Below are 22,105 nucleotides of genomic sequence, written 5' to 3'. Positions count from 1 at the left end.
ATATCGTAGTATCCAAACTATAAAACCTTTAGCAATTACACACCAGCTATAAATAAGAAAGGTGATTCCCTTTTATTAAGGTAATCACCAGTTTACTTATATTCTTAAAGTTGTTACTAATTTAGTCGAAAGGATTCGGCTTAATGACAGCGCTTCTAGACTGTTGCTAAAACATGGTTGTTCACAAGTGATTCAAGCACAAATGCGTTTTCGAATCCGCCTCTGGCAGCATCAGCAAGGGATATATGTCCTGCTGCATCTCCGATGACAAAAACATTGCCCATCTCTCTTCGTAATGGTTCTTCCAATGGATTATATGCTTGTACGCCCATGGCAATAACAACCTGGTCCACTTCTATTTCAACCAATTCCCCAGTTTCTTTGATTTCTACCATCACGCCATTCGGCAGAATTTCCCTGACTGTTTGCACGGTAATAATGTTGATATTTTCATGTTTTAACTTTTCCAATAGCTTTGCTCTTGTGGCAGGACTAATTTTCGAACCCGATTTCGTCGGTACTTCAACTAGGGTGACATCATTGCCTTGTTCAGAAAGTCTGCGGACCGTACTATGAAAAACCATTCCGCTTCCTAACACAGCAATTCTCTTGCCATGGAAAGGGTTGTTTTTAAGTTTAATATCTCGATAGTTACAAACATTCGGAAGTGCATATCCCTTGATATCGGGTTCTAGCGGGGTCTCTCCTGTTGCTAACAAAACTGCATATGGATTCAAGGATTTGGCTTGTTCAACTAAAGCCTCTGTATTTAATCTAATATCAACGTTTAAGCGTTCCATTTCATGGCAAAGGTAATGAACATATCTCTTCATTTTCTTTTTATAGACGGGATCAGTTACTAAGTTCAGGTGGCCACAAAGCTGGTCTTTTTTCTCAAATAGTTTTACATCATACCCTTTAATCCTAAGTACTTTTGCAGCTTCCATTCCCCCAGGCCCTCCGCCAATGATCACAACACGCCGTTTTTCATCAATGGTCTGCATTTCCAAAAATTCAAGTTCCCGTCCAGCCCTTACATTAATGGAGCATTCTATATGGCCCTTTGAATAGGCACAGTGCAGGCAAGAAATACACATCCTGATTTCTTTCTCGCGTCCTTCTGCCACTTTGCGCACCCAATCAGGATCTGCGATATGTCCTCTTCCAATTGTAACAAAGTCTGCTTTTCCTTCTGCTAAAATGGTTTCCACAAATTGCGGCTCTCGTATATTGCCAACCGTAATGACAGGAATACTCACTTCTTTTTTTAGCTCTTCCGCTAAGTAGACTCTCCATCCTTCTTCAAATAACGGTGATTCGATCACTGTTTCCATCGTATTATAGTTTCCTGCACTTGCATGCAGCCCGTCGACACTCATCTTCTCCAAATAGCGGCTGATTTCACAGCTTAAGGGCACATCTGTCCCGCCTTCCTCGAATTCATCCACACTAAGCCGGACGGTAACAGGGAAATCTTGTCCGCATTGTTTTTTAATCCCTTTGATGATTTCGGCTAAGAATCTAATTCGATTTTCAAAACTGCCGCCATATTCATCAGTACGAAGGTTCGTGTTTGGATTTAGAAACTGATTAATTAAGTATCCATGCGCACCATGCAATTCCACTCCATCAATGCCAGCGATTTTGCAACGAAGCACCTGCAATGAATTTATTGATGATTTCCTTGACCTCTTCTGTGGCTAGTTCTTTTGGTTCAACGCCAATCGCAGCACAGACGACCGGGCTTGGAGCGACAAGCTGCTTCCCTCCGGTCAGAAGGGAATTTGATTCTCTGCCTGCATGATGAAGTTGAACAAAGATTTTGGTCCCATATTTATGTACAGCGTTTGCAAGACGGCGGAAACCCGTTATAAATCTGTCATGATCGATTCTTAACTGATTAACAGCTCCCCTTCCCAGTTCATAATCAATGGTCGTAAATTCAGTAATAATTAAACCCGTTCCTCCTTTGGCCCTTTCTTCATAGTAACGGATTTGGTGGTCTGTCATTTCGCCATTCGGACCTGCCAGGTTTGTTCCCATTCCAGGCATAACAATCCGATTCTTTAGGATTAGCTGTCAGATTTATCCTTTATTAAATAAATTTGGATGACTTTTCACTCGTTTTCCCCCTTTTATATGCTCAACTCTTCACAATGATGTCTATTTTATTATCACATAAATTGATTTTATTAATTTTGAAATTTTTGTGATATTCATAAGGAAGGAGAAAAAAGCCTATGTTAGCTGGGATCCAGCTTAAAAATTAAATTTCTGAATTAACACAAAACGACAATGTTCGATTCTAATATTTTGTAGAATAGTAGTATAATTTACCAATTTACATAATTTATCGGTAACCTACGACACAAAATCTATAGTTGAATGCCCTAGGATATTGATAGCTGGATTAACAGATATGGGAGGAATCATAATGGGAAGTACAGCCAATGTTCAGGAAATGGAGAAACAACGCGTAAATTCAGCTAAATGGTACGCAAACTGGAAATTTATCACATTAGGTATTATCATTATTCTTGCACTCATCATCGCAGCAGGCAGCTACTATCAGGCAAACCACTTCAATTCAGCAATCAAGATTAATGGGATTAAAGTCGGTGGAATGACCACTGATCAGGCACTAAAAAAATTAAAAACAACCGTCTTAAAAAATGAAGTCTATGTTGGAAATCAACAAATTTTAGATGGAAAAGATACCACAATGGAATTTACGAATAAGGATCTGCCCGCTATCAAAAAATTATTAAAGCGCCAGTGGACTTTCCTCCCTTCTTCAAAAGCTAAAGATTATCCATTAATGTCTAGCAATCAGGATCAATATCGAAATCAGACATTGAAAAAAGAGTTGGAAGAAAAGCTGTTAGCCATGAATAAGAGTTTAAAAGCGCCACAAGATGCGGTGGTACGTTTGGAACAAGGTAAAATGGTTGTCACTAACAGCATAAGTGGAGAGCAGTATGATGTCGCCGGTCTTTTGAAAGACTACGAAAAGCAGGAATATGTTAGTGAAATTCGACTCAATCCAGTCTACATACAGCCCATTAAAGAAAACAGCGAGATTATAAAAAATGAACAAAAAAGAATGGAAGAATTCCTTGCGCAGACCGTCGATTATAAGGTGCAAGATAAAGTTTTTACGTTAAAAGCCAGCGACTTAATAAAAAATGCCTCTATTACTAGAGATCTAAAAATCACACTAAATGATGCAGGTGATATTAAAAATAAAATCGCTGAAATTAACAATTCCCAATCCACATTAAATAAGGATTTCACATTCAAGACCCATTCAGGTTCGATGATATCGGTTAAAGGTAAAGGCTACGGCTGGGCCATCGATGTTGACAAAGAAGTACCGGGTATAATGGCAGCTTTTGAAAAGGGAGAAAAATCGGTTACCGCCGCTAATATTTACGGAAATGGCTGGAATGGTGAAGGCTATGGATACCAAGCGGTTACGAACAATGGGATTGGCGATACGTATGCTGAAGTTTCCATTGCAGAGCAGCGAATTTGGCTTTACAAAAACGGGAAATTAGTTGTCACAACGAATGTTGTTACTGGCACACATAGTACCCATCATGATACATCACCAGGAGTGTGGTATATTCTCTATAAGCAAACACCTGCTGTCTTAACGGGCAGAGAAAACGGAAAAATTACTTATCAAGTAAATGTTGATTATTGGGCTCCTTTTACAAATGATGGCCAAGGGTTCCACGATGCTAGTTGGCGAGGCAACTGGGGTAGTAAAGCCTATCTTTCATCAGGGTCGCACGGCTGTGTCAATACTCCGCCTAGCATTATGAGAACCGTCTACAATAATCTCAGTACCCATGAGCCGGTTGTTGTTTATTAAAATAAAAAATTTATTCTATTTACTTAAAAGAATAAAGCGTTAATCCAAGAAGGATTAACGCTTTTTTTATTGGTGGTGATTATTTGGATAACAGTACCACTAATTCCTAAAAATGTTCATCCTGAACAGTTGAAATGAAATGCCTTAATATATGGTCCCTTTTTATTACGTCAGTATGTATATTTTCAAAAACCTCCATTACCGCTTTCTGAATCAGGTTCTTTGTTAATTGTTGATTGTTAGATGCTGGTTTAAAATAGAGGTACATTGGAAATCCACCATTGTTTGTGGGAAATTCATAATCAATAGGCAAACATTTAGCCCCTAATCTTTCATAAAAATTTATTCTTCTTAATTGAATCTCCTTATTATGACCTTCTTCCGGTATTTCGACCTCTATAAATACACCGAGTCCATTCTCCTTATAATGGGTAATTTTATCAAATAATAATGTCCCATAACTTCTATTCCGAAACTTATTAATGATTGCCATATAATCGAGCCATATGGCATTTAAATGTTCTAATTCATATATAAAAGCATATCCAACTATCTCCTTACTGGTTCTGTCCTTTGCTAACAGCAATTTATAATTCTTTCTAGTTATTAGTAATTCAAGCTGTTCGTAATTTTTTAACTCATCAATAGCAAAGTCATTTGTAAAATGTTGATATATAAACGTTAAATCGTCTATCCCACCATCTACTATTTCGATATTCAACACCTTTTGTTCAATCTCCTTTCTCTTTGATTTAACATCCATTATAATTTCATTTTCTACATGTATTAAAATAACATGCTTCTAATTTGGAGACCCCCTCTTAACAACATAAAAAACCGAAGATATTTCATGATCTTCGGTCAGGTATTGAGTAATTTACAGGTTTTTGACTCTATCGAATCAAATTTGTTTTTATGTTTATTTATTTGTGCTATTAATCATTTCTGCAGAATGGACAATTTCTAATATCATTTTTTCATCTACACTTTCTGCATTAAAGTGCATATCATACACTTCCTTTTTAGGTTCCACAAAAATGTAAACATGGATTTCCTTTTTGGCCGATGACTGGACGGCATCCGTGCTTGTCGTTACAAGATATGCATCAAACCCTAGATCCTCTATCTTCTGTTTATCTATTACAATGGTTTGATTCGGTAATACCGTTTCTACTGATTCCGCGTAGGGCAACCCTTCTATAATTCCCACTGGTTTTCCATTAACCGAAAAGGCAGCAGAATCCAAGCCCTTATAGACATCCCATTTGCTGCTTACTTTTATTTTTAAATGATCCAACTGAACCTCTTGAAGATCATTAACCGTATTTTCTTCCGCTTTATTTTTTATCAAATTCTTCTCAACCGCAGCATTTTTATCCTGATGACTTTCCTCTGCTTTCGTAGAGGACATATTTGCACAGCCAGATACAACTGCCATTGCCAATAGGAGTGAACCCATTATGATTCTTATTTTCATATTTTTCCACCCTTTTAAAAATTATTCATATTTTAAAGTGATTTTCATTAAGCTAAAGTGATTTCCCTTTTCTTCATTGGTATTTCGAACAAACACGATGCTCTTACCGTCCTTCGACCAGGATGGCTGCGAATCGTCATATTCGCCGCTCACGACAAAACTTAATGGCAAATCGCTTGTTTCCGATGGAGCAGAAGAAATCATCTTATTTAACTTTTCTTCATTTATTCTTGATTCTGATAATTTTGATTCCCTCTTACTCTCCACATGAATGGCCCAAATCTCACGTAGTGAAACAACGATCTCTGCCTTTTGTTTATCCACTTTTTGGTGTTTAGTCGTAATCTTAGCAAAGGTAATAAATTGACCATCTGGAGACCAATTTGGTTCCATACCATCCGTTAATTTTTTTGGATTAGCACCATTCGCGTTCATTATCCACACTTCTTTTTCAATTGTTTCTCCAACTGTTAGTGTCTTCGTATAGGCAATCCGTTGACCATCTGGGGACCAACTTGGTTCAGAACCATTTGTTATCTTTGTTAACTTTCCACTATTAATATCAATCGTCCATATCTCCTCACTTGCATGCGTAAAACCGTGTGAATTATTCGCCGTATATCTTAGTTTGACGAAAGCAATTTTCTTACCGTCTGGTGACCAGGCGGGATGGTCATAATATTCATCCGGAGATGATGGTGCTGCAAGTTCGCGAACATTTGATCCGTCTTGATCCATTAACCATATACCCGCGTTCTTGGTTTTATAACCTGAGAATGCGATTGTTTTCTCATTTGGTGACATTGCTGGACTTCTCATATATTGGAAAGAATTTAATGGAAAGTCTTTCATTAATGGATTATCCTCGTTCCATGTCACGATCTTTTCATCCTTTTCAAAAACAATTGTTTTTCCATCTGACAATACCATTGGATTATTGACCTTTGTAATTCCTAATGAAACTAACTGTTCCTCCTTTACTGCGCGAATTTGTTCGGCCTCCGCTTTATCATTTGGAAATAGGTTTTGCAGACTCATGGATAAAAGAACTACACAAGCCGCAACTAAAGGGAATAGGTATTTTTTCAATGTGGATTTTTTATGGGACTTTATTGGGAGGATTTTGGACTGTTTTTCAGCTATCTCCTCTGTTATTCTTTGTCTCACCTTTTCCTGAAAATCAGGTGCGGGCATCTCCACAATGCTCGAAATCTTGATTAAATCAACTGTATCAAGCAGTTCATTCCATTCTTGATTATCCGGGTTCTCTCGATTACTCTTATCAATTTGTTGATTCCATTTATCAATATATTGGGAAAGTCTTTCTTCTTTTGATAGGCTCATTGTAAACCCTCCTGTAAAAATTCCTGTTTCATTAGATCCTTGACCTTTTTAATGGCTCGAAATTGTGTAACTTTTACGAAGGTTTCCGACTTCCCCATCAGATACGCTGTTTCTTTTATCGACATGCCCTGCAATAGACGTAACACAATGACTTTCTTTTGCTCCTCATTTAACAAGGATAGAGCATAGGCAACTTGTTCATTTTGCACGATTTTTTTCTCTAAATTGCTCTCGATATCAGTTAATATCAGTTCAGGTTCCAATGATAAGGGTTCCTGTATTTTTTGCTTTTTCCTCCACCTGTCAATGATTAAGTTCCTCGCAATCGTTTTTAAAAGAGCGATGATATTTACACTCTGTTCGATATATCTTTCCTCTGATCGGATTGCATTGATAAATGTTTCTTGTGTGATGTCTTCGGCTTCATGCTTATGCCTGACACGTAAAAATACATATATATAAATCTCTTTCCAATGGTCAATCCATATCTTCTCCCAATCCACTTTTAAGCTCCTTTTTTCTTATAGACGTCTACACCAATCAAAACGTTGAAAGTTGATTAGAGGTTACACGACAAAAGATAAATAATTTAACAAAATAAAAAATCCCCTGTAATCGTCGGGGACACATAATTTTATAATTGAATTAAAGATTGAATCAATTCACCATCTCTTTATCCATTTGGACTGCATTTTTTATAAGTGAAACGTATATTTGAGCCCCTTGTTGATTGGGGTGAACACCGTCCTGATAAAAATAGGAATCTTTCCCCACACTCGCACTATACCAATCTATAAGATTGATGTTCGAGGACGAGGCAGCAACCTCTTTTATAATGGAATTAACCTCTTGTTCCCAAGGTCGAGGGACTCGGCTGTTGATTAAAATAACCTTTCGTTTTGACCCAAGAGAACTTATTAAAGAAACTAATTGATCCTTCGTAAATGGTCCATTTGTTCCTAGTTCAATAATAACTACATTACCTAAACGACCTTCTGATTGTAAACAATCGATGACAGATGGCGCCTGACTCATCTGTCGACCAATTTTTGCGTCAATGGTAATCTCTGGGTACTCTTTTTCTAAATAAGGGGCTGCCATAACCATAACAGAATCACCGATAGCAGTTATTTTCATATCTTCCTGTGATTGAATGGAATCTTGTTTGGAAGTTGACAGATTCTTAGATTGGTTTTCTTCACTAACAACCATATTCTTATCCTGTTGAGTATTTGTCATTTTTTCTGCAAATATTTTATTTTTTTCAACCTTTTCCGTTAAATCTTGAACTCCAGATGCAGAAGAAGTCATCCCTACACAAGATATAACAATAATCACAAAAGAACAGGCTGTCATTAATTTTTGAACTAGAGAAATTTGCTTAAATAAGAATTTCCTCTCTTTTATGCTTTTTAGAATTGTACCAATCGCTCCGTGTCTTATTGGATTTTCAATAAATCGCAATGATAAATCAGATAGAACGATGATCAAAAATAGTTGAAATAACATTAATAGTAAATGTATATCATGATCATCAACCAGCGGGCTGCTAAATAGAATAACTGGATAATGCCATAGATAGATAGAATAGGATCGTACCCCCAACCAACGGAGCGGCTTGAATGCCAGTAATTTACTTAATTGACTTGCTGGGTGTGCTAATACTGCTACCAAAATGAATGCCGCTATAGAAGTAAGCAACATTCCCCCTTTATATAAAAAGGGATCGAACTGATTGGTTAGGCAAATCATGATAAGGATAGTTACTAAACTAGCACTACCTAAAATGTCTAAAGTCAATTGTGCAGATTTGGGTGTTTGTTTGGAGAGATTTCGACTTGGCCATATCAATGCAAGAATCGCCCCAAAAAGAATTGAAAAAACTCTAGTATCTGTCCCATAATATACTCTACTAGGATCCGTGCCCGGCTGATAACTGAAAGCCATAAGCAAAAACGAAAGAATGGCACCCAAAAATATGAACCCGATTAATACTGATTTCCGCGTTTTATATTTAAACCCTATTGACAATACTAATGGCCAAAATATGTAGAATTGTTCTTCAACTGCTAACGACCATAAATGATTAAACGGAGATGGAGTTCCAAAACTCTCAAAATAAGAGACTTTGTGAAAAATAAACCACCAATTACTAATATAAAAAAACGAAGCTAGTAAATCTCCCCTTGTATTGTGAATCAATGATCGATCAAATAAAGTGATCCATGCCATAACAACGATTAACATCACAAAAAGTGCTGGAAAAAGTCTTCTTATTCTCCTATTCCAAAACTGTAAAAGATTGATCCGCTTGTTTTGTTTCCACTCGATTACAATAAGATCTGTAATTAAATATCCAGATAATACAAAAAAAATGACCACACCTATAAGCCCGCCTTGAGCCCAAGGTATATTTAGATGATAAGCTATGACTGAAAGGACTGCTATGGCCCTTAATCCATCAATTCCTGCAATATAGCGCTTTTTTTCTTTAATAGGTATTTGCAAAAGACTCCCTCTTTTCTTTGGAACATATAACCATTGTTAATTTTAACCAATTCTTCTATTAAAGAAAACGTCTTTTTTTGCAAAAAGTTACATTTTTATCAAAAAATCATCTTATTTTTTGATAAAAATCTGCTAACTTTGTTCAGAATTGTCATCAAGAAATGTTTGATGTAGAAATATGGCATTACCTATCAATATGCTGCTGAGAATACTGCCGAAGGACAACAAACACCTCAGGAAGTTGTTAATGCATGGATGAATAGTGAAGGCCACCGTCAAAACATTCTCAACCTGAACTACAATTACATTGGTGTTGGTTATGTTGCTCAAGGAAATTATTGGGTACAGGATTTTATTGTAAATAATTAGAAACAGAGGCAGCCGCATTGGCTGTCTTTTTTAATAACTTAATACATATATGATTAAGATGTTTGAGTTATTTATAATCAAGCCCTTTATCCTAAGGATTATTGACCATTTCTTTTGTAACTAGCGTAATCCGTCAAAATTCTTACTTTATGTTAATGGTAAGTATGTTAAGCTCTTTAAATCGATAATTTCAATATTTTGAATCATGGTTTACATAATTATATTATAATAAATCGATATTCTTAATATAGTATATATTTTGGAATCGTATATTTTCACCATACAGAAAAAGCACCCAAAAGGATGCCTTAATAATTAAAATATATGTCATTTCGAAGCTAGTTCTAAGTCGAACTCAATAGTTAAAGTAAGTTAAGAATTTCCTTCAAGTTTTAATAGATTTATAACAACACATTTTATTCAAATAACTCTGTTGATAAATATCTCAAACCAGTGTCAGGCAGAATGGCAACAATTCGTTTTCCCTTGTTTTCAGGCCGTTTAGCCAACTGTGTTGCTGCCCATATTGCCGCACCCGAGGAAGTGCCGACGAGGATACCGTCGGATTGTGCTACTGTTCTAGCAGCTTCATAAGCTTCACTCGTCTCGACCTCAATGACTTCATCAATCACATCTTTATGAACATTCGACGGTACTCTTTCTCCTCCTACATCTGAAAATCTATGTACGCCCGTTATCTCTGGTATCTCTGGATTTTCCAAAGTAGCGATGGATGCGACTCCCGGTTCAACGCCAACAATTTTGATGTTTGGATTTTGCGATTTTAAGTACTCCCCCGCTCCGCTTAGTGTGCCACCAGTGCCAACTGCTGCTACCAAAATATCGATATGACCATCCGTATCCTCCCAAATTTCCGGTCCTGTTGTCTCACGATGCACTTTGGGATTTGCCTCATTTTCAAGCTGATTTAAAAATACTACATTTTCTTCTTTTTCAACAACGGTTTTCTTAAAGACATTAATGACTTCTACAAAGTCTCCTTCTGTTTTTTCTATGGTCTCCAGCACTTCTGGAACATCGGAAAATGGAATCACTTCCGCCCCATATGCCCGAATTACTTTTGTTCTTTCCTCACTTACACCATCCTGCATGTAAATTCTAATCTTATATCCTTTGGCTGCTGCGATAGCTGCCAAACCTATGCCTGTATTCCCGCTTGTTGTTTCAAGGATTGTCACACCATTCTCTAATCCCCCCCTAGATTCCGCATCTTCGATCATGGCCTTTGCAATCCTGTCTTTTATACTATTGGCAGGGTTTAAATACTCCAATTTAACGACAATCTCCGCTTCTAATTGATGTTGTTTTTTATAATTTACTATCTCTAACAACGGTGTTTTACCCACAAGTTCTGAAATCGATTTTTTTATTTTATTGGTCACAACTTTACTCATATAACTTCTCCTCCTTGCTTATTCTTGGAATGGGTCTTCATTTACTGTCAACTTTTGAACCAGAAAGACGGATTTTATTGGAACAACTACTAACAAAAAAGGCTCCTTCATCTCATGGATAGAGACAAGGAGCCTTCGGTAGTCCGAACAGCCGAATATTTTATATTCTGACTTAACCAACGTGTTTACTTGGCTTTTTTACTTGATGACTAAAATATAAAGGTTATGGAAGATGTTGTCAACGGTATTTTTGAAATTTTTAATTTTCCCCAAAAACCCACTTGACTCATCGGAATAGTTAAGTTTATGATAATGTTATATTCATAATTTGCTGATTGGTCAGCCAAAAGCACCTAACCCCTTTTTGGGGTAGGTGCTTTTTTATTTTAATAGAAAGAAAGGAGAGGATTTTTTATGGTAGAAAGATTCTCAGTATTATCTGGAGCAGAAGCTTTTTTTCTAAAAGGAAATGAAATCGGAATTTTAATTAGTCATGGATTTGGTGGGACTCCCCAAAGTGTCCGTTTCTTAGGAGAATACATTTCTTCACATGGGTATACGGTATACGCACCAAGACTAAAAGGACATGGAACCCATTATACAGATATGGATAATTGCAGTTACCATGATTGGATCGAGACTTTAGAAGACGGTTTCCGCTTCTTACGAAATCATTGTGAAATCATCTACATTATTGGTCAATCCATGGGGGGGACCTTAACAATCAATCTAGCACATAAATTCCCAGAAATTAAAGGAATCGTGTTAATCAATGCGGCAATGACAACGATCCCGATCATGGAACAGTTAATTGAAAAACGAGAGCATCGTTATATTGATGAAGGTTCCCCAGATATTAAAGATAAGAGGGTATATGAAATCACATATACCAAAACTCCCCTTGACTCTATTCATCAATTATTAGTCCTAATGAAGGAAACTTGTGGGAAAATCAAAGAAGTCACCTGTCCTACACTTGCTTTTCAATCCGTAGAGGACCATGTTGTCCCACCCGAAAATACGGATTATATTATCACTCATTTACGATCTGATATAAAGAGAGTTATTCCTCTTTATAATTCATACCATGTAGCTTCCATGGACTTTGAAAAAAGGTTTATTGCAGAGCAATGCTGCCTATTTTTTGAGGAATTGTCTAGTAAGGAAAATAAGAAGAGAGTCTTCTAATCACATAATTACAAATATCTATTTGATTCCTTAATGTTTTTAAAATTGATACGGAGGTGTATTCATAATGAATAAAATACTTCGAGAGGCAGTTGAAAAGAAAAAACAAGCAATAATTAATAAGCTAATTATACAAGGTGCTTATAAGAAAGAGGACAAACACCTTTTTGAGTTGACATTAAGTGAACTTGTAGAAGAATATATATTTTTTGTCAATAAATGGAATTGATAATTTGGAGAGTACTAGAAACATGACCTATCCGACATACGGAAGGTCCTTAACATAAAAAAAGATGCTGCCCTTTAGTTAGAGCAGCTATCAAACAATTAATTATTGACTAAAATTTCTTGACCAGGTTGAAGAGTCTCTACGCCTTCGATTTCGATCGTTTCAGGATATTTTATACCTGAACCTGTATTGAGACACACGACATGCTCATCTGCCTGAATCCATCCTTGTTCACGAAGCATCTTAGCAGCAGCAAATGTTGCAGCCCCTTCTGGACAGATGAAATTCCCTTCTAAAGATGCCACTTGTTTTTGTGCCTTCAAAAGTTCCTCCTCTGATACGGCAATCGCACAGCCTTCTGTTGCATAAACTGCTTCAAGAACAAGGAAATCGCCTAATGCTTTCGGGACATTGATACCAAATGCGCAAGTGGTTGAATTTTCAAAGAATTTAGATTCCCTTTCACCCTTTTTCCAAGCTTCCACAATCGGCGCACACCCTTCCGCTTGAACGGCTACTAATCGAGGGAGTTTCCCATCTTCAATCCATCCTAATTGTTGTAATTCAAGAATTGCTTTATAAATTCCAATGATACCTACTCCACCACCCGTTGGGTACAAGATAACATCTGGTACTTTCCAGCCAAATTGTTCGACAATCTCGTAGCCCATTGTCTTTTTTCCTTCTATCCGATATGGCTCTTTAAGTGTAGAGGCATCGTATACTCCATGATCTTGAACTAACTTGGCAACGACCTTACCTGCATCACTAATCAAACCATTGATTAGATGCAAGTCACCTCCAGCAATATAAACCTCTTTACGAGTTATTTGCGGGGCATCTAAAGGCATAACAATCGTCGCTTTAATATTGGCTTTTGCGGCATATAACGCCCAGGCTGCACCTGCATTACCGTTTGTTGGCATGGCTAATTGCTTTACACCTAGTTCTTTCGCCTTTGAAATTCCAACACTCGCACCTCGTGTTTTAAAAGAACCAGTTGGAATGATACCTTCATCTTTTATGTATAAATGATTCAATCCATACTCAGCTCCAAGCAATGGGAGTTTTTCAAACGGTGTCATTCCTTCGCCGAGAGTTATAACATTCTCCTGATCACAAACTGGTAGTAACTCGTGATAACGCCATAAGCTATTGGGACGCTTGGCCATCTCTTCTCGTGACACATTTGCCTTTGTTTTCTCTAGATCATAACGCACCAATAAAGGTGAACCACACTTACATAATTGATGTATTTTATTAACCTCGTATGTTGCACTGCACATTGGACATTCTAAAGATGAAACGTAACTGTAGTCTTTCATTCTCTCTTTTCTCCCTTCTAAAAAAATAAGAGACGCACAATTCCTCTGCTCGTAAAAGGAGAAGATTTGTAGTCTTTGGTGATTCAAACAACAAATCTATTATTTACCTAACAATAGATTAGTCCTATTTATCCGATAAATCAACTATGAATTCAAACATTTGACAGTTTAATGTAAGGGTATGTAATTGCATCCATTAAGAGTTTACAAGTATGGTCCCTCATCTTTTTTATTTTTTAAACTTATTGATAAATTGATAATGTTATACAGTATAATTATTGTGTTCCAGGAACTCCCATACAAAATTTGATTCAAATTGATATTTATAATATTGAGAGATAATAGGTTTATCTTCAAAGGGGAAAAGACATATGAAAAAAACGAAATGGTTGCTGCCATGGATCTTGATGTTATCTTTTTTAGGAACTGCTTGCAGTGAACAAACGACTAACCAAGATTCCAAAGTAACAACGGCTGCTGCAGCCAATCAAAGTACGAATCCAACAGACGAAAAACTATTAAAAGTTTATTATTTTGATGTAGGTCAAGGAGATAGTATTTATATCAAAACGCCAGTGGGAGAAGACATTTTAATTGATGGCGGAAACAATGATAAAGGCGAAGATGTGGTTCGTTATCTAAAAACATTGCATGTATCCGATTTAGAGGCTGTCATCGCCACCCATCCTGACGCCGATCATATTGGTGGTTTAGACACTGTCTTACAATCAATAAAAGTTAAGGCAGTTTATACGCCCAAAATAACCAACACAACCCAAACTTATGAAGATTTTCTGATAGCAGTGAAAAATGCACGATTAAAGCTGAAGGAAGCAAAAGCTGGCGTTAATCTTGGCCTAAAAGACGTTGATGCGAAATTTGTTGCTCCTGTTAAAAATTACGGAAACGAAATGAATGATTGGAGTGCAGTGGCTAAACTAACGTATGGAGAAAATTCCTTTTTATTTACCGGGGATGCTCCTATTCGCTCTGAAGAAGATATGATCGCAACCCATCTGAATCTACAAGCAGATGTATTAAAAGTAGGACATCATGGGGCAAGCACTTCGACAAGTCAAAGCTTTTTAGATGCTGTTAAACCAAAATATGCGGTCATTTCAGTGGGACAAGGCAATCGTTATGGACACCCAACAGATGAGGTCCTAACTCGTTTGAAACAAAACGGAATCCAGATTTTTCGTACGGATAAAATGCAAACCATATTGGCTTTGGCTGATGGAAAGACCATACAATTTAAATCGGTACCTGCTCTTACACCTGGTAATTCCGTGAGTCAGCAAGTACAACCTACACCGATCCCAGACGCAAAACAGAAAACAAGTGTTGTAGCTAGTGCAAAGGAACCTGCCAGTGTTCAACTCCATGCGACACTTGATAATGTAACACCCGAGCAGTATCATACGATTCATTTAACCGTTACGGGATTAGCGGGTGCATCCTACACAGCGACTGTGCATTATAAAAGCAGTGACACAGAATATAATGGAGAAGTTGGAACACCCTTGCCAATTAAAATAAGCCGTGCTGCATCTGGTTATGAGGTAGTCATCGATATTACAGCCAATGTTAATGGTAAAACCTATTCAACCCAAACATCCTTTGTTCCACAATAAGGAGGAAACGTAATGAGACTGATAGTAGATCGATTCGAAGGTGATTTAGCCGTTTGTGAGAAGGAAGATAAATCCATGATTGATATTCCCCGTAAAGAACTGCCCAAGGAGATTCAGGTTGGAGATGTCTTAGTAATTGAAAAGGGGCAAACTAGAGTAGATCATGGGGAGACCCAAAACCGGAAGCAACGAATTGACAAATTGGCAAAGGACCTTTGGGAATAAATAAGGGGGCTGCCCCTTTAATACTTATAAAACGCCTCAAGCTTTTTTGTTTTTGAAGACAAATCTGGAGCAGGATTTTAACTTAATGCTTGGATGAGCATAATTCCAATAGCATATAGTAAATCCTTCTTATAATTAAAAAGACGACCGAAGTGGTCGCCAGTAAATCTAATAACTCAATCATTCGTTATTAACTGCTTTCTTTGCCCTTATTAGAATTCTGTATATCAAGCATCCCCAATAGATTTAAATACTAGGTTCTGTTCTAACTAAATGTTGATTTCACTGTGTTTGAAAAATAAACGGAAAAATTCCGTTTAAATTGGGAAATACCCATATTTCTTTTAAAATAAAGGGAGATTTTCCGTTTATATTCTCTAAATCTTTGGGTTTTGTCTTATTTAGAGCAGTTAAACGGAATATCTCCGCTTATTGCTGCTTCTTAAGCTGCCTCTATATACATTAGACGGAAATTTTCCGCCTATGAATTCTCATACCTAAACGAAAATCAAAAATGAATAATAACAGAGCCAAAAACTAAAGGAATCAGTATCATCTGATTCCTTACTGTTCCCCTATTCCATCAAGATTCTTTGACTCAAAGGTATCAAGCAATGCACGCACTTCATCTGTTGACTTTGTATTCATTAATTGATTTCTTAATTCACTTGCCCCTCGAAATCCACGTACATATATCTTAAAAAAGCGATGAAGAGCAGTGAACGGACGCAGCCCTAAACTTGAATATTGATCATGGAGATCTAGATGCAACCTTAAGAGATCGAGCAATTCCTTACTGCTATGATCTTTCGGCTCTTTTTCAAACGCAAATGGATTATGGAAAATACCACGTCCAATCATAACCCCATCAATACCGTATTGATGCGCAAGCTTCAAGCCAGTTTGACGGTCAGGGATATCCCCATTAATCGTCAAGAGTGTATCTGGTGCCACCTGGTCTCGAAGTTTCTTAATCTCAGGGATTAGTTCCCAATGAGCATCTACTTTGCTCATTTCCTTTCTTGTACGCAGGTGGATGGAAAGATTAGCAATATCTTGTTTTAAGATGTGTGTCAGCCAGTCGCACCATTCGTCTACCTCCGTGAAACCAAGCCTTGTCTTTACACTTACGGGCAATCCTCCTGCTTTTGCTGCTTGTATTAAATCTGCTGCAACATCTGGACGAAGGATAAGGCCACTTCCCTTTCCGTGTTGTGTCACATTAGGTACAGGACAGCCCATATTGATATCGACACCCCTAAACCCAAGTTCCGCCATACCAATACTCATTTGGCGAAAGTATTCAGGCTTGTCCCCCCATATATGAGCTACAATGGGTTGTTCATCCTCTGTAAAAGTCAAACGTCCTTTTACACTTTGTTTCCCTTCTGGGTGACAATAACTCTCCGAATTTGTAAACTCTGTAAAAAACACATCAGGTCTTGCTGCCTCACTCACTACATGACGAAAAACCACATCCGTCACTTCTTCCATTGGTGCCAGTATAAAAAATGGTCGTGGTAAATCACGCCAAAAATTTTCTTTCATGTTCAAATTCAAATCCTCTCACTATGGGAACCAGACAAACCTCTTATCCCAAAATAAAAAAGCAAAAATGTCCAAGCTTCTTTTACACTTATACCATGCTTAAGTACTTTTTATCAATCTAAACGGAAATGTTTATTTTTTGAAAATAATTTGTATCTAGCTTAACAGAAAAAAGGCTGACCTGCGTAGAGAACAAATCAGCCAAAATTACTATATTAAGTTCCATATTGAAAATCTTACTACCTAAATCCTACAAATACTTCCTCATCACCAACCTGAATTAAATCCATCTGTTCTGTTGAGGAAAAATAGAGATGGCTTAAGACAATACTTCTATTGATTAATGGTTTAAATTCATCAATGAGTTGTTGGATGTTTTTTGAGCAGTCTACATAAAGTTCAATTCTCTTATCAACAGGCAAATCCATTTTTTTACGAAGGTCTTGAACACCTCTAATGAAGTCACGGGCTATTCCTTCTCTTCTCAGTTCTTCACTGATATTGGTATCCATAATAACAGTGAAATTTTGGTTTGAGGATTCAGAGTAACCATTTAATACCGTCGTTTTCTGCACAAGGATATCTTCTTTTCCCAGATAAACAACCTCTTGGTTTTTTAATCCTACAGCAATGGATTCACTAGTCAGAAAATGCTCCACTTCTTCAGCAGGCATTTGACTTAATAGTTGATGGACCTCATTTACGGCTTTACCCAATCTGGGTCCTGTTGTTTTAAAATTAAGCTTCAATTTAACCTCAATATAGTCATTCGAGGAATCTGCCCACTCCACTGCTTTTAAATTTAGTTCTTCTCTAATAATATCTTCAAAAGAAACAAGGGACCCTACATCACGGCTATTGGATACCACGGCCATTTTAGCAAGTGGCTGTTTTGTTTTGATCTGATGCTTATTTCGTACACTTCTACCTAACTCGACAATTTCTAAAACAGCCTGCATTTGTTTTTCAAGCTTTTGGTCTATTAACGTCTTCTGTACTTCTAGATATTCTGACAAATGAACACTTTCTCCTGTTAAAGAATAATAAATTTCTTCTGATATAAATGGAACAAAAGGTGCTAGCAATTTGGAAATATCCAATAATAATTTGTATAAAGTATGAAAAGCTGCCAGTTTATCGTCAGACATTCCTTGCCCCCAAAAGCGGGCTCTGTTTCTGCGAACATACCAATTACTAACTTCTTCAACAAGCTGGCCGGCCAATCTTGCAGCGTTTGTGACTTGATATTGCTCCATTTCCTTTTTCATTAAAGAAGCAGTCGTCATTAACCTTGAAAGAATCCAACGGTCCATCAGGGATGCTGATCCTTTTTCATGTAGCTTAGGGTCAAAGGAATCAATTTCAGCGTACATCTTATAAAAATGAAGGATGCTTGATAATGTATCAATCAGCTTGGATTTTGCTTCCTGAACATTTCGTGCAGAAAACCGCTTGGCATTCCATGGTGCACTATCTTCTATAAGTGACCATCTGAGCGCATCGGCACCAAATGATTTGATAAGATCCACTGGATCGAGTGCATTGCCTTTACTTTTTGACATTTTTTGTCCGTGTTCATCCAATACATGGCCCGTGGCTAGCACATTTTTATAGGGAGCTTTCCCCGTATAAAGGATGGAAACAGCAAGTAGGGAATAAAACCATCCCCTTGTTTGATCAATTCCTTCAATGACTACATCGGCAGGGAATTGTTTTTGAAATAGCTCTGTATTCTCAAATGGAGTATGGTACTGTGCAAATGGCATTGAACCACTATCGAACCAGACATCTATCACTTCAGGCGTTCGGTACATCGTTCCTTGACAGGATGGACAAGTAATTGTAACCGAATCTACGTATGGCCGATGGAGCTCGATATCTGAAATCTCTTCATTTCCTGAATCCTTAAGTTCTTTCAGACTCCTTGGTGCAGCTTCTTTTCCACATGAGGAACAGATCCAGACATTTAATGGGGTCCCCCAATAACGCTTTCTGCTAATATTCCAATCTACCATGCCTTCTAAAAAGTTACCGAACCGTCCATTCTTGATATGTTCCGGATACCAATTCACATGCTGGTTTTCTTGTAAAAAATCATCCTTTAATGCAGTCGTTTTGATAAACCAACTTTCGGCCGCATAGTAAAGTAACGGCGTATCACATCGCCAGCAATGCGGATAGGAGTGTTCATACTTTTCTTTATGAAAAAGTAAACCTTTGTCATGCAGGAGCTTCACAATATCTACATCACAGTCTTTAACAAACTTCCCGGCTAGCGGCTTTATCACGTCCATGTATCTGCCACGCTCATTCACGACATGGATAAAGGATAACCCATTTTCCTGAACAACCCGATAATCGTCTTCTCCGTATGCAGGAGCAATATGAACAATTCCTGTACCGCTGTCTGCAGTGACAAAATCACCTTCAATAATCTGATGACCATTTTTTACCTCTACAAAATCAAATGGAGGTTGATAGGTAAGGCCTACCAAATCTTTCCCTTTCATCTTTTCTAGGATTTGATAGGGAGCTTTTATTACCTTATCTAATCTAGCGGAAGATACTATATACGTTTCATGATCTTTTTGGACTTTCACATATTCGAGATTTCGATTTACTGCCAGCGCTACATTTGCCGGGAGCGTCCATGGAGTCGTCGTCCACCCTAGGACATATTGATTTTCACGGATTTTAAATTTTACGGTGGCACTTAAGTCTTTTACCACTTTATACCCTTGAGCGACTTCATGAGAACTCAACGATGTCTGGCAGCTGGGACAATAGGGAGAAACACGGTGACCCTTATAAAGTAATCCTTTTTCATGGATGGTACCGAGGATATTCCAAACGGATTCAATATATGAATTATCCATCGTCATATAAGGATCATCCATATCCACCCAATAGCCTAATTCCCTCGTGAATTCCCTCCATTGCTTTTCGTATGAGAAAACACTTTCCTTGCACTTATTAATAAAGGATTCGACACCGTATTCTTCTATCTCTTGTTTGCCTGAAATCCCCAAAGCCTTTTCTACACCTAATTCCACTGGTAATCCGTGGGTATCCCAACCTGCTTTTCTTATCACATACTTTCCGATCATGGTATGATACCTGGCAATTATATCCTTAAGCGTCCTCCCCAGCGCATGGCCCACATGCGGAAGTCCGTTTGCAGTAGGAGGACCTTCATAAAAGACAAATGTCTCATTATTTGTTCTATTTTTCATCGACTTTTGGAAGATATCGTTTCTTTCCCAAAAATCCAGTATTTGTTTTTCACGCTCCACTTTGCTTTCCTTCTGATTGCTAAATTCCATGATAAAACCTCCTTTTATAAAAATAAAAAACACCCGTCCCTAAGAAAGGGACGAGTGTATTACCCGCGTTACCACCCAAATTCTGTTGAATAACACAACAGCACTTTGTCAACGTACCATCATACGCGTTCCTTTTAACGGCGGAAACCCGTCAAGACTTACTGAAGTGGACTAGCAAGCACAAGGCGCTTCGCTTTTCCTATTTCAGTCCTGCATCTCAGAGATGATTTTTTCCGAAAAGTATCCTCACTGGCTTCCACCATACCCAGCTCGCTGTTAGAGTCTTCCTTAACGTACTTGTTCTCTTCAATGATTTTATTAAATGAGAATATTTGGTTTATATTAACATTAATTCTCTTTAAAGACAATGGGTTTTTTACAAATTTTCACTTAATCTAATGAACCTTTTTCAATTACAGATCAATGCTTTTAATAAGTTTTGTTTTACCGTAATTTTCATCGAATCCGTAGCAATTCACTTCAACTTTCCCGTTTTTATAAACCTTAACAGTGGCCCATGCGTACATACGGTCAGTAGGGTTATTTGTTGGTGTTGTGACTTCAAATGGACTTCCTCCGGAACCAACCAGTACTTGATAGGCTTTACCATGCTTGCTTACATTAAAAACATGCTCGTGGCCACAGAAATAGGTAGCATTATTATCTTCAATGACTTTCCAGAATTCATCTCTGCTTGCTGGGTCGGCATCAAGTCCGTCAGCAGTTGGCGGAGTAGATGGATCGGCTACATATGGGAATGCATCCTTATGGCCGAACACAAAAATATGTTTGGCACCATTTTTCTTCGCATTTGCCATGTCCTGCTTCATCCATTCAATCGGTGCATGACTGTCGTTTCCGACTGGGTCCGTATTTATAATCACAAAGTGGGAACCTTTTAAATCGAAAGAATAGGACAATTGAGATTGATCAGTTGAAATATTATTTGTACCGATTTGCGGGTGGTTTTTAACATCCCAGTCTTGGATATCCACACCTTCAATTTGTTTAAAGCGCTCAGTATCCATAATGATGTCGCCCATATTGGCTCTCCAAGTATTTTCATTGGCTTGGGTCGCTTTTTTAACGGTATTTCCACTAGCATCTTTATACTTGTCCTGAACCTCGTGATTTCCTGGAACAGGAACCACATATGTACCAGTTTCAAACATATTGGCAACCAAACCGCGCCAGTAAGCGTACTGTCGATTTAACACATTCACATCAGAATTTTGAGTATACCCCATAATCATATCTCCGTTAAAGAGAAATAGGTTTGCATTTTGCTTTTGAACCTCTCGCGTGATACGAGTAAAACCCTTCGTGTTCTGCAACCAAATTTTGTCTTGAGCGCTTAAGCCAGGCTGAGCGGCATCCGCACGGGAGTCACCAACTGTTGAAAATGTCAATACTACCCCCTCATCCTTACCATTATCCGTTCCCTCATCTGCATTTGCTTTTTGTGGAACAGCGTTGAATAATGAGGTCAACACAATAATAGACCCTAAAGTTACCGCACTTACAGTTGCTAGCATTTTTGCTTTTTTCATGAAACTCATTCATCCCCTCTTAAACTTTAATCTTTTTACATTTATAGTTTATTAGGGAAATGTATCCATATCGTGTTACTAGAGTTAATTTTT

Annotated in this window: 16 protein-coding genes, 2 pseudogenes and 1 other annotated feature; of the genes and pseudogenes, 6 read left to right on the top strand and 12 right to left on the bottom strand. The window is 37.6% G+C overall.

Annotated features, from left to right (window positions below; all coding sequences use genetic code 11):
* Window positions 1-155 precede the first annotated feature (155 nt).
* Both JOC76_RS29815 and JOC76_RS29810 read right to left on the bottom strand, forming a co-directional pair.
* A complete protein-coding gene (locus JOC76_RS29815; RefSeq protein WP_239557536.1) occupies window positions 156-947 on the bottom strand; it encodes an FAD-dependent oxidoreductase in 792 nt (263 codons plus the stop codon).
* Window positions 948-1,163: 216 nt separating this feature from the next.
* Window positions 1,164-2,043, bottom strand: a pseudogene (locus JOC76_RS29810) (NADH:flavin oxidoreductase); the annotation flags it as partial.
* A 391-nt stretch (window positions 2,044-2,434) separates the two neighbouring features.
* On the opposite strand from JOC76_RS29810, the gene JOC76_RS03525 reads away from it, so the two are divergent.
* Entirely contained in the window at window positions 2,435-3,877 is a 1,443-nt protein-coding gene (locus tag JOC76_RS03525; protein WP_205176125.1) for a L,D-transpeptidase family protein, read from the top strand.
* 106 nt (window positions 3,878-3,983) lie between these two features.
* Here JOC76_RS03525 and JOC76_RS03520 read toward each other — a convergent pair whose 3' ends face one another.
* From JOC76_RS03520 to JOC76_RS03500, 5 genes are all read right to left on the bottom strand, one after another.
* Entirely contained in the window at window positions 3,984-4,640 is a 657-nt protein-coding gene (locus JOC76_RS03520) for a GNAT family N-acetyltransferase (protein WP_205176123.1), read from the bottom strand.
* Window positions 4,641-4,796: 156 nt separating this feature from the next.
* A complete protein-coding gene (locus tag JOC76_RS03515; protein ID WP_205176121.1) occupies window positions 4,797-5,354 on the bottom strand; it encodes a hypothetical protein in 558 nt (185 codons plus the stop codon).
* Between the two features lie 21 nt (window positions 5,355-5,375).
* Window positions 5,376-6,698, bottom strand: a complete 1,323-nt coding sequence (locus tag JOC76_RS03510) for a beta-propeller domain-containing protein (protein WP_205176119.1) — start codon at window positions 6,696-6,698, stop codon at window positions 5,376-5,378.
* Window positions 6,695-7,201, bottom strand: coding sequence for an RNA polymerase sigma factor (locus JOC76_RS03505; RefSeq protein ID WP_205176117.1), 507 nt, complete (start codon window positions 7,199-7,201; stop codon window positions 6,695-6,697). Before JOC76_RS03505 ends, JOC76_RS03510 begins: the two co-directional genes overlap by 4 nt.
* Before the next feature lie 154 nt (window positions 7,202-7,355).
* Entirely contained in the window at window positions 7,356-9,206 is a 1,851-nt protein-coding gene (locus JOC76_RS03500; RefSeq protein WP_205176115.1) for an acyltransferase family protein, read from the bottom strand.
* Between the two features lie 174 nt (window positions 9,207-9,380).
* Between JOC76_RS03500 and JOC76_RS03495 the strand changes: the two are divergent.
* A pseudogene (locus tag JOC76_RS03495) lies at window positions 9,381-9,575 on the top strand (CAP domain-containing protein); the annotation flags it as partial.
* Between the two features lie 416 nt (window positions 9,576-9,991).
* Here JOC76_RS03495 and JOC76_RS03490 read toward each other — a convergent pair.
* The gene (locus tag JOC76_RS03490; RefSeq protein WP_205176113.1) at window positions 9,992-10,990 is read right to left on the bottom strand and encodes a PLP-dependent cysteine synthase family protein; all 999 of its coding nucleotides are present in this window, start codon (window positions 10,988-10,990) and stop codon (window positions 9,992-9,994) included.
* Window positions 10,991-11,404: 414 nt separating this feature from the next.
* Between JOC76_RS03490 and JOC76_RS03485 the strand changes: the two genes are divergently transcribed.
* Together JOC76_RS03485 and JOC76_RS03480 are read left to right on the top strand one after the other, a co-directional pair.
* On the top strand, window positions 11,405-12,178 hold the full coding sequence (locus JOC76_RS03485; RefSeq protein ID WP_205176111.1) for an alpha/beta hydrolase: 774 nt from the start codon (window positions 11,405-11,407) through the stop codon (window positions 12,176-12,178).
* Between the two features lie 67 nt (window positions 12,179-12,245).
* Window positions 12,246-12,407, top strand: a complete 162-nt coding sequence (locus tag JOC76_RS03480) for a Fur-regulated basic protein FbpA (protein WP_205176109.1) — start codon at window positions 12,246-12,248, stop codon at window positions 12,405-12,407.
* A 98-nt stretch (window positions 12,408-12,505) separates the two neighbouring features.
* Here the strand turns inward: JOC76_RS03480 and JOC76_RS03475 are convergent, their stop codons facing one another.
* Window positions 12,506-13,732, bottom strand: coding sequence for a threonine synthase (locus tag JOC76_RS03475; RefSeq protein WP_205176107.1), 1,227 nt, complete (start codon window positions 13,730-13,732; stop codon window positions 12,506-12,508).
* Between the two features lie 371 nt (window positions 13,733-14,103).
* Between JOC76_RS03475 and JOC76_RS03470 the strand changes: the two genes are divergently transcribed.
* A complete protein-coding gene (locus JOC76_RS03470) occupies window positions 14,104-15,366 on the top strand; it encodes a ComEC/Rec2 family competence protein (protein ID WP_205176105.1) in 1,263 nt (420 codons plus the stop codon).
* A gap of 12 nt (window positions 15,367-15,378) precedes the next feature.
* Window positions 15,379-15,591 (top strand): DUF3006 domain-containing protein, encoded by a 213-nt coding sequence (locus tag JOC76_RS03465; RefSeq protein ID WP_205176103.1) that lies wholly within the window; start codon window positions 15,379-15,381, stop codon window positions 15,589-15,591.
* A 564-nt stretch (window positions 15,592-16,155) separates the two neighbouring features.
* Here JOC76_RS03465 and JOC76_RS03460 read toward each other — a convergent pair.
* The 3 genes from JOC76_RS03460 to JOC76_RS03450 form a co-directional block, all read right to left on the bottom strand.
* Entirely contained in the window at window positions 16,156-17,139 is a 984-nt protein-coding gene (locus JOC76_RS03460) for a tRNA dihydrouridine synthase (protein WP_205176101.1), read from the bottom strand.
* A 239-nt stretch (window positions 17,140-17,378) separates the two neighbouring features.
* A complete protein-coding gene (ileS, locus tag JOC76_RS03455) occupies window positions 17,379-20,462 on the bottom strand; it encodes an isoleucine--tRNA ligase (RefSeq protein ID WP_205176099.1) in 3,084 nt (1,027 codons plus the stop codon).
* A 43-nt stretch (window positions 20,463-20,505) separates the two neighbouring features.
* Window positions 20,506-20,781 (bottom strand) — a binding site (T-box leader).
* Between the two features lie 94 nt (window positions 20,782-20,875).
* Entirely contained in the window at window positions 20,876-22,021 is a 1,146-nt protein-coding gene (locus tag JOC76_RS03450) for a metallophosphoesterase family protein (protein ID WP_205176097.1), read from the bottom strand.
* Window positions 22,022-22,105: the final 84 nt, after the last annotated feature.

Source organism: Neobacillus cucumis (assembly GCF_016908975.1).
GTDB lineage: Bacteria > Bacillota > Bacilli > Bacillales > Cytobacillaceae > Neobacillus > Neobacillus cucumis.
This window is presented reverse-complemented; position numbering and strand designations above follow the sequence as displayed.

What these genes read in the sequence shown, in the direction of transcription:
- JOC76_RS29815 (WP_239557536.1), bottom strand. Translation starts at nt 947, where the DNA reads ATGGAAGCTGCAAAAGTACTTAGGATTAAAGGGTATGATGTAAAACTA.
- JOC76_RS03525 (WP_205176125.1), top strand. Translation starts at nt 2,435, where the DNA reads ATGGGAAGTACAGCCAATGTTCAGGAAATGGAGAAACAACGCGTAAAT.
- JOC76_RS03520 (WP_205176123.1), bottom strand. Translation starts at nt 4,640, where the DNA reads ATGGATGTTAAATCAAAGAGAAAGGAGATTGAACAAAAGGTGTTGAAT.
- JOC76_RS03515 (WP_205176121.1), bottom strand. Translation starts at nt 5,354, where the DNA reads ATGAAAATAAGAATCATAATGGGTTCACTCCTATTGGCAATGGCAGTT.
- JOC76_RS03510 (WP_205176119.1), bottom strand. Translation starts at nt 6,698, where the DNA reads ATGAGCCTATCAAAAGAAGAAAGACTTTCCCAATATATTGATAAATGG.
- JOC76_RS03490 (WP_205176113.1), bottom strand. Translation starts at nt 10,990, where the DNA reads ATGAGTAAAGTTGTGACCAATAAAATAAAAAAATCGATTTCAGAACTT.
- JOC76_RS03485 (WP_205176111.1), top strand. Translation starts at nt 11,405, where the DNA reads ATGGTAGAAAGATTCTCAGTATTATCTGGAGCAGAAGCTTTTTTTCTA.
- JOC76_RS03480 (WP_205176109.1), top strand. Translation starts at nt 12,246, where the DNA reads ATGAATAAAATACTTCGAGAGGCAGTTGAAAAGAAAAAACAAGCAATA.
- JOC76_RS03475 (WP_205176107.1), bottom strand. Translation starts at nt 13,732, where the DNA reads ATGAAAGACTACAGTTACGTTTCATCTTTAGAATGTCCAATGTGCAGT.
- JOC76_RS03470 (WP_205176105.1), top strand. Translation starts at nt 14,104, where the DNA reads ATGAAAAAAACGAAATGGTTGCTGCCATGGATCTTGATGTTATCTTTT.
- JOC76_RS03465 (WP_205176103.1), top strand. Translation starts at nt 15,379, where the DNA reads ATGAGACTGATAGTAGATCGATTCGAAGGTGATTTAGCCGTTTGTGAG.
- JOC76_RS03460 (WP_205176101.1), bottom strand. Translation starts at nt 17,139, where the DNA reads ATGAAAGAAAATTTTTGGCGTGATTTACCACGACCATTTTTTATACTG.
- ileS (WP_205176099.1), bottom strand. Translation starts at nt 20,462, where the DNA reads ATGGAATTTAGCAATCAGAAGGAAAGCAAAGTGGAGCGTGAAAAACAA.
- JOC76_RS03450 (WP_205176097.1), bottom strand. Translation starts at nt 22,021, where the DNA reads ATGAGTTTCATGAAAAAAGCAAAAATGCTAGCAACTGTAAGTGCGGTA.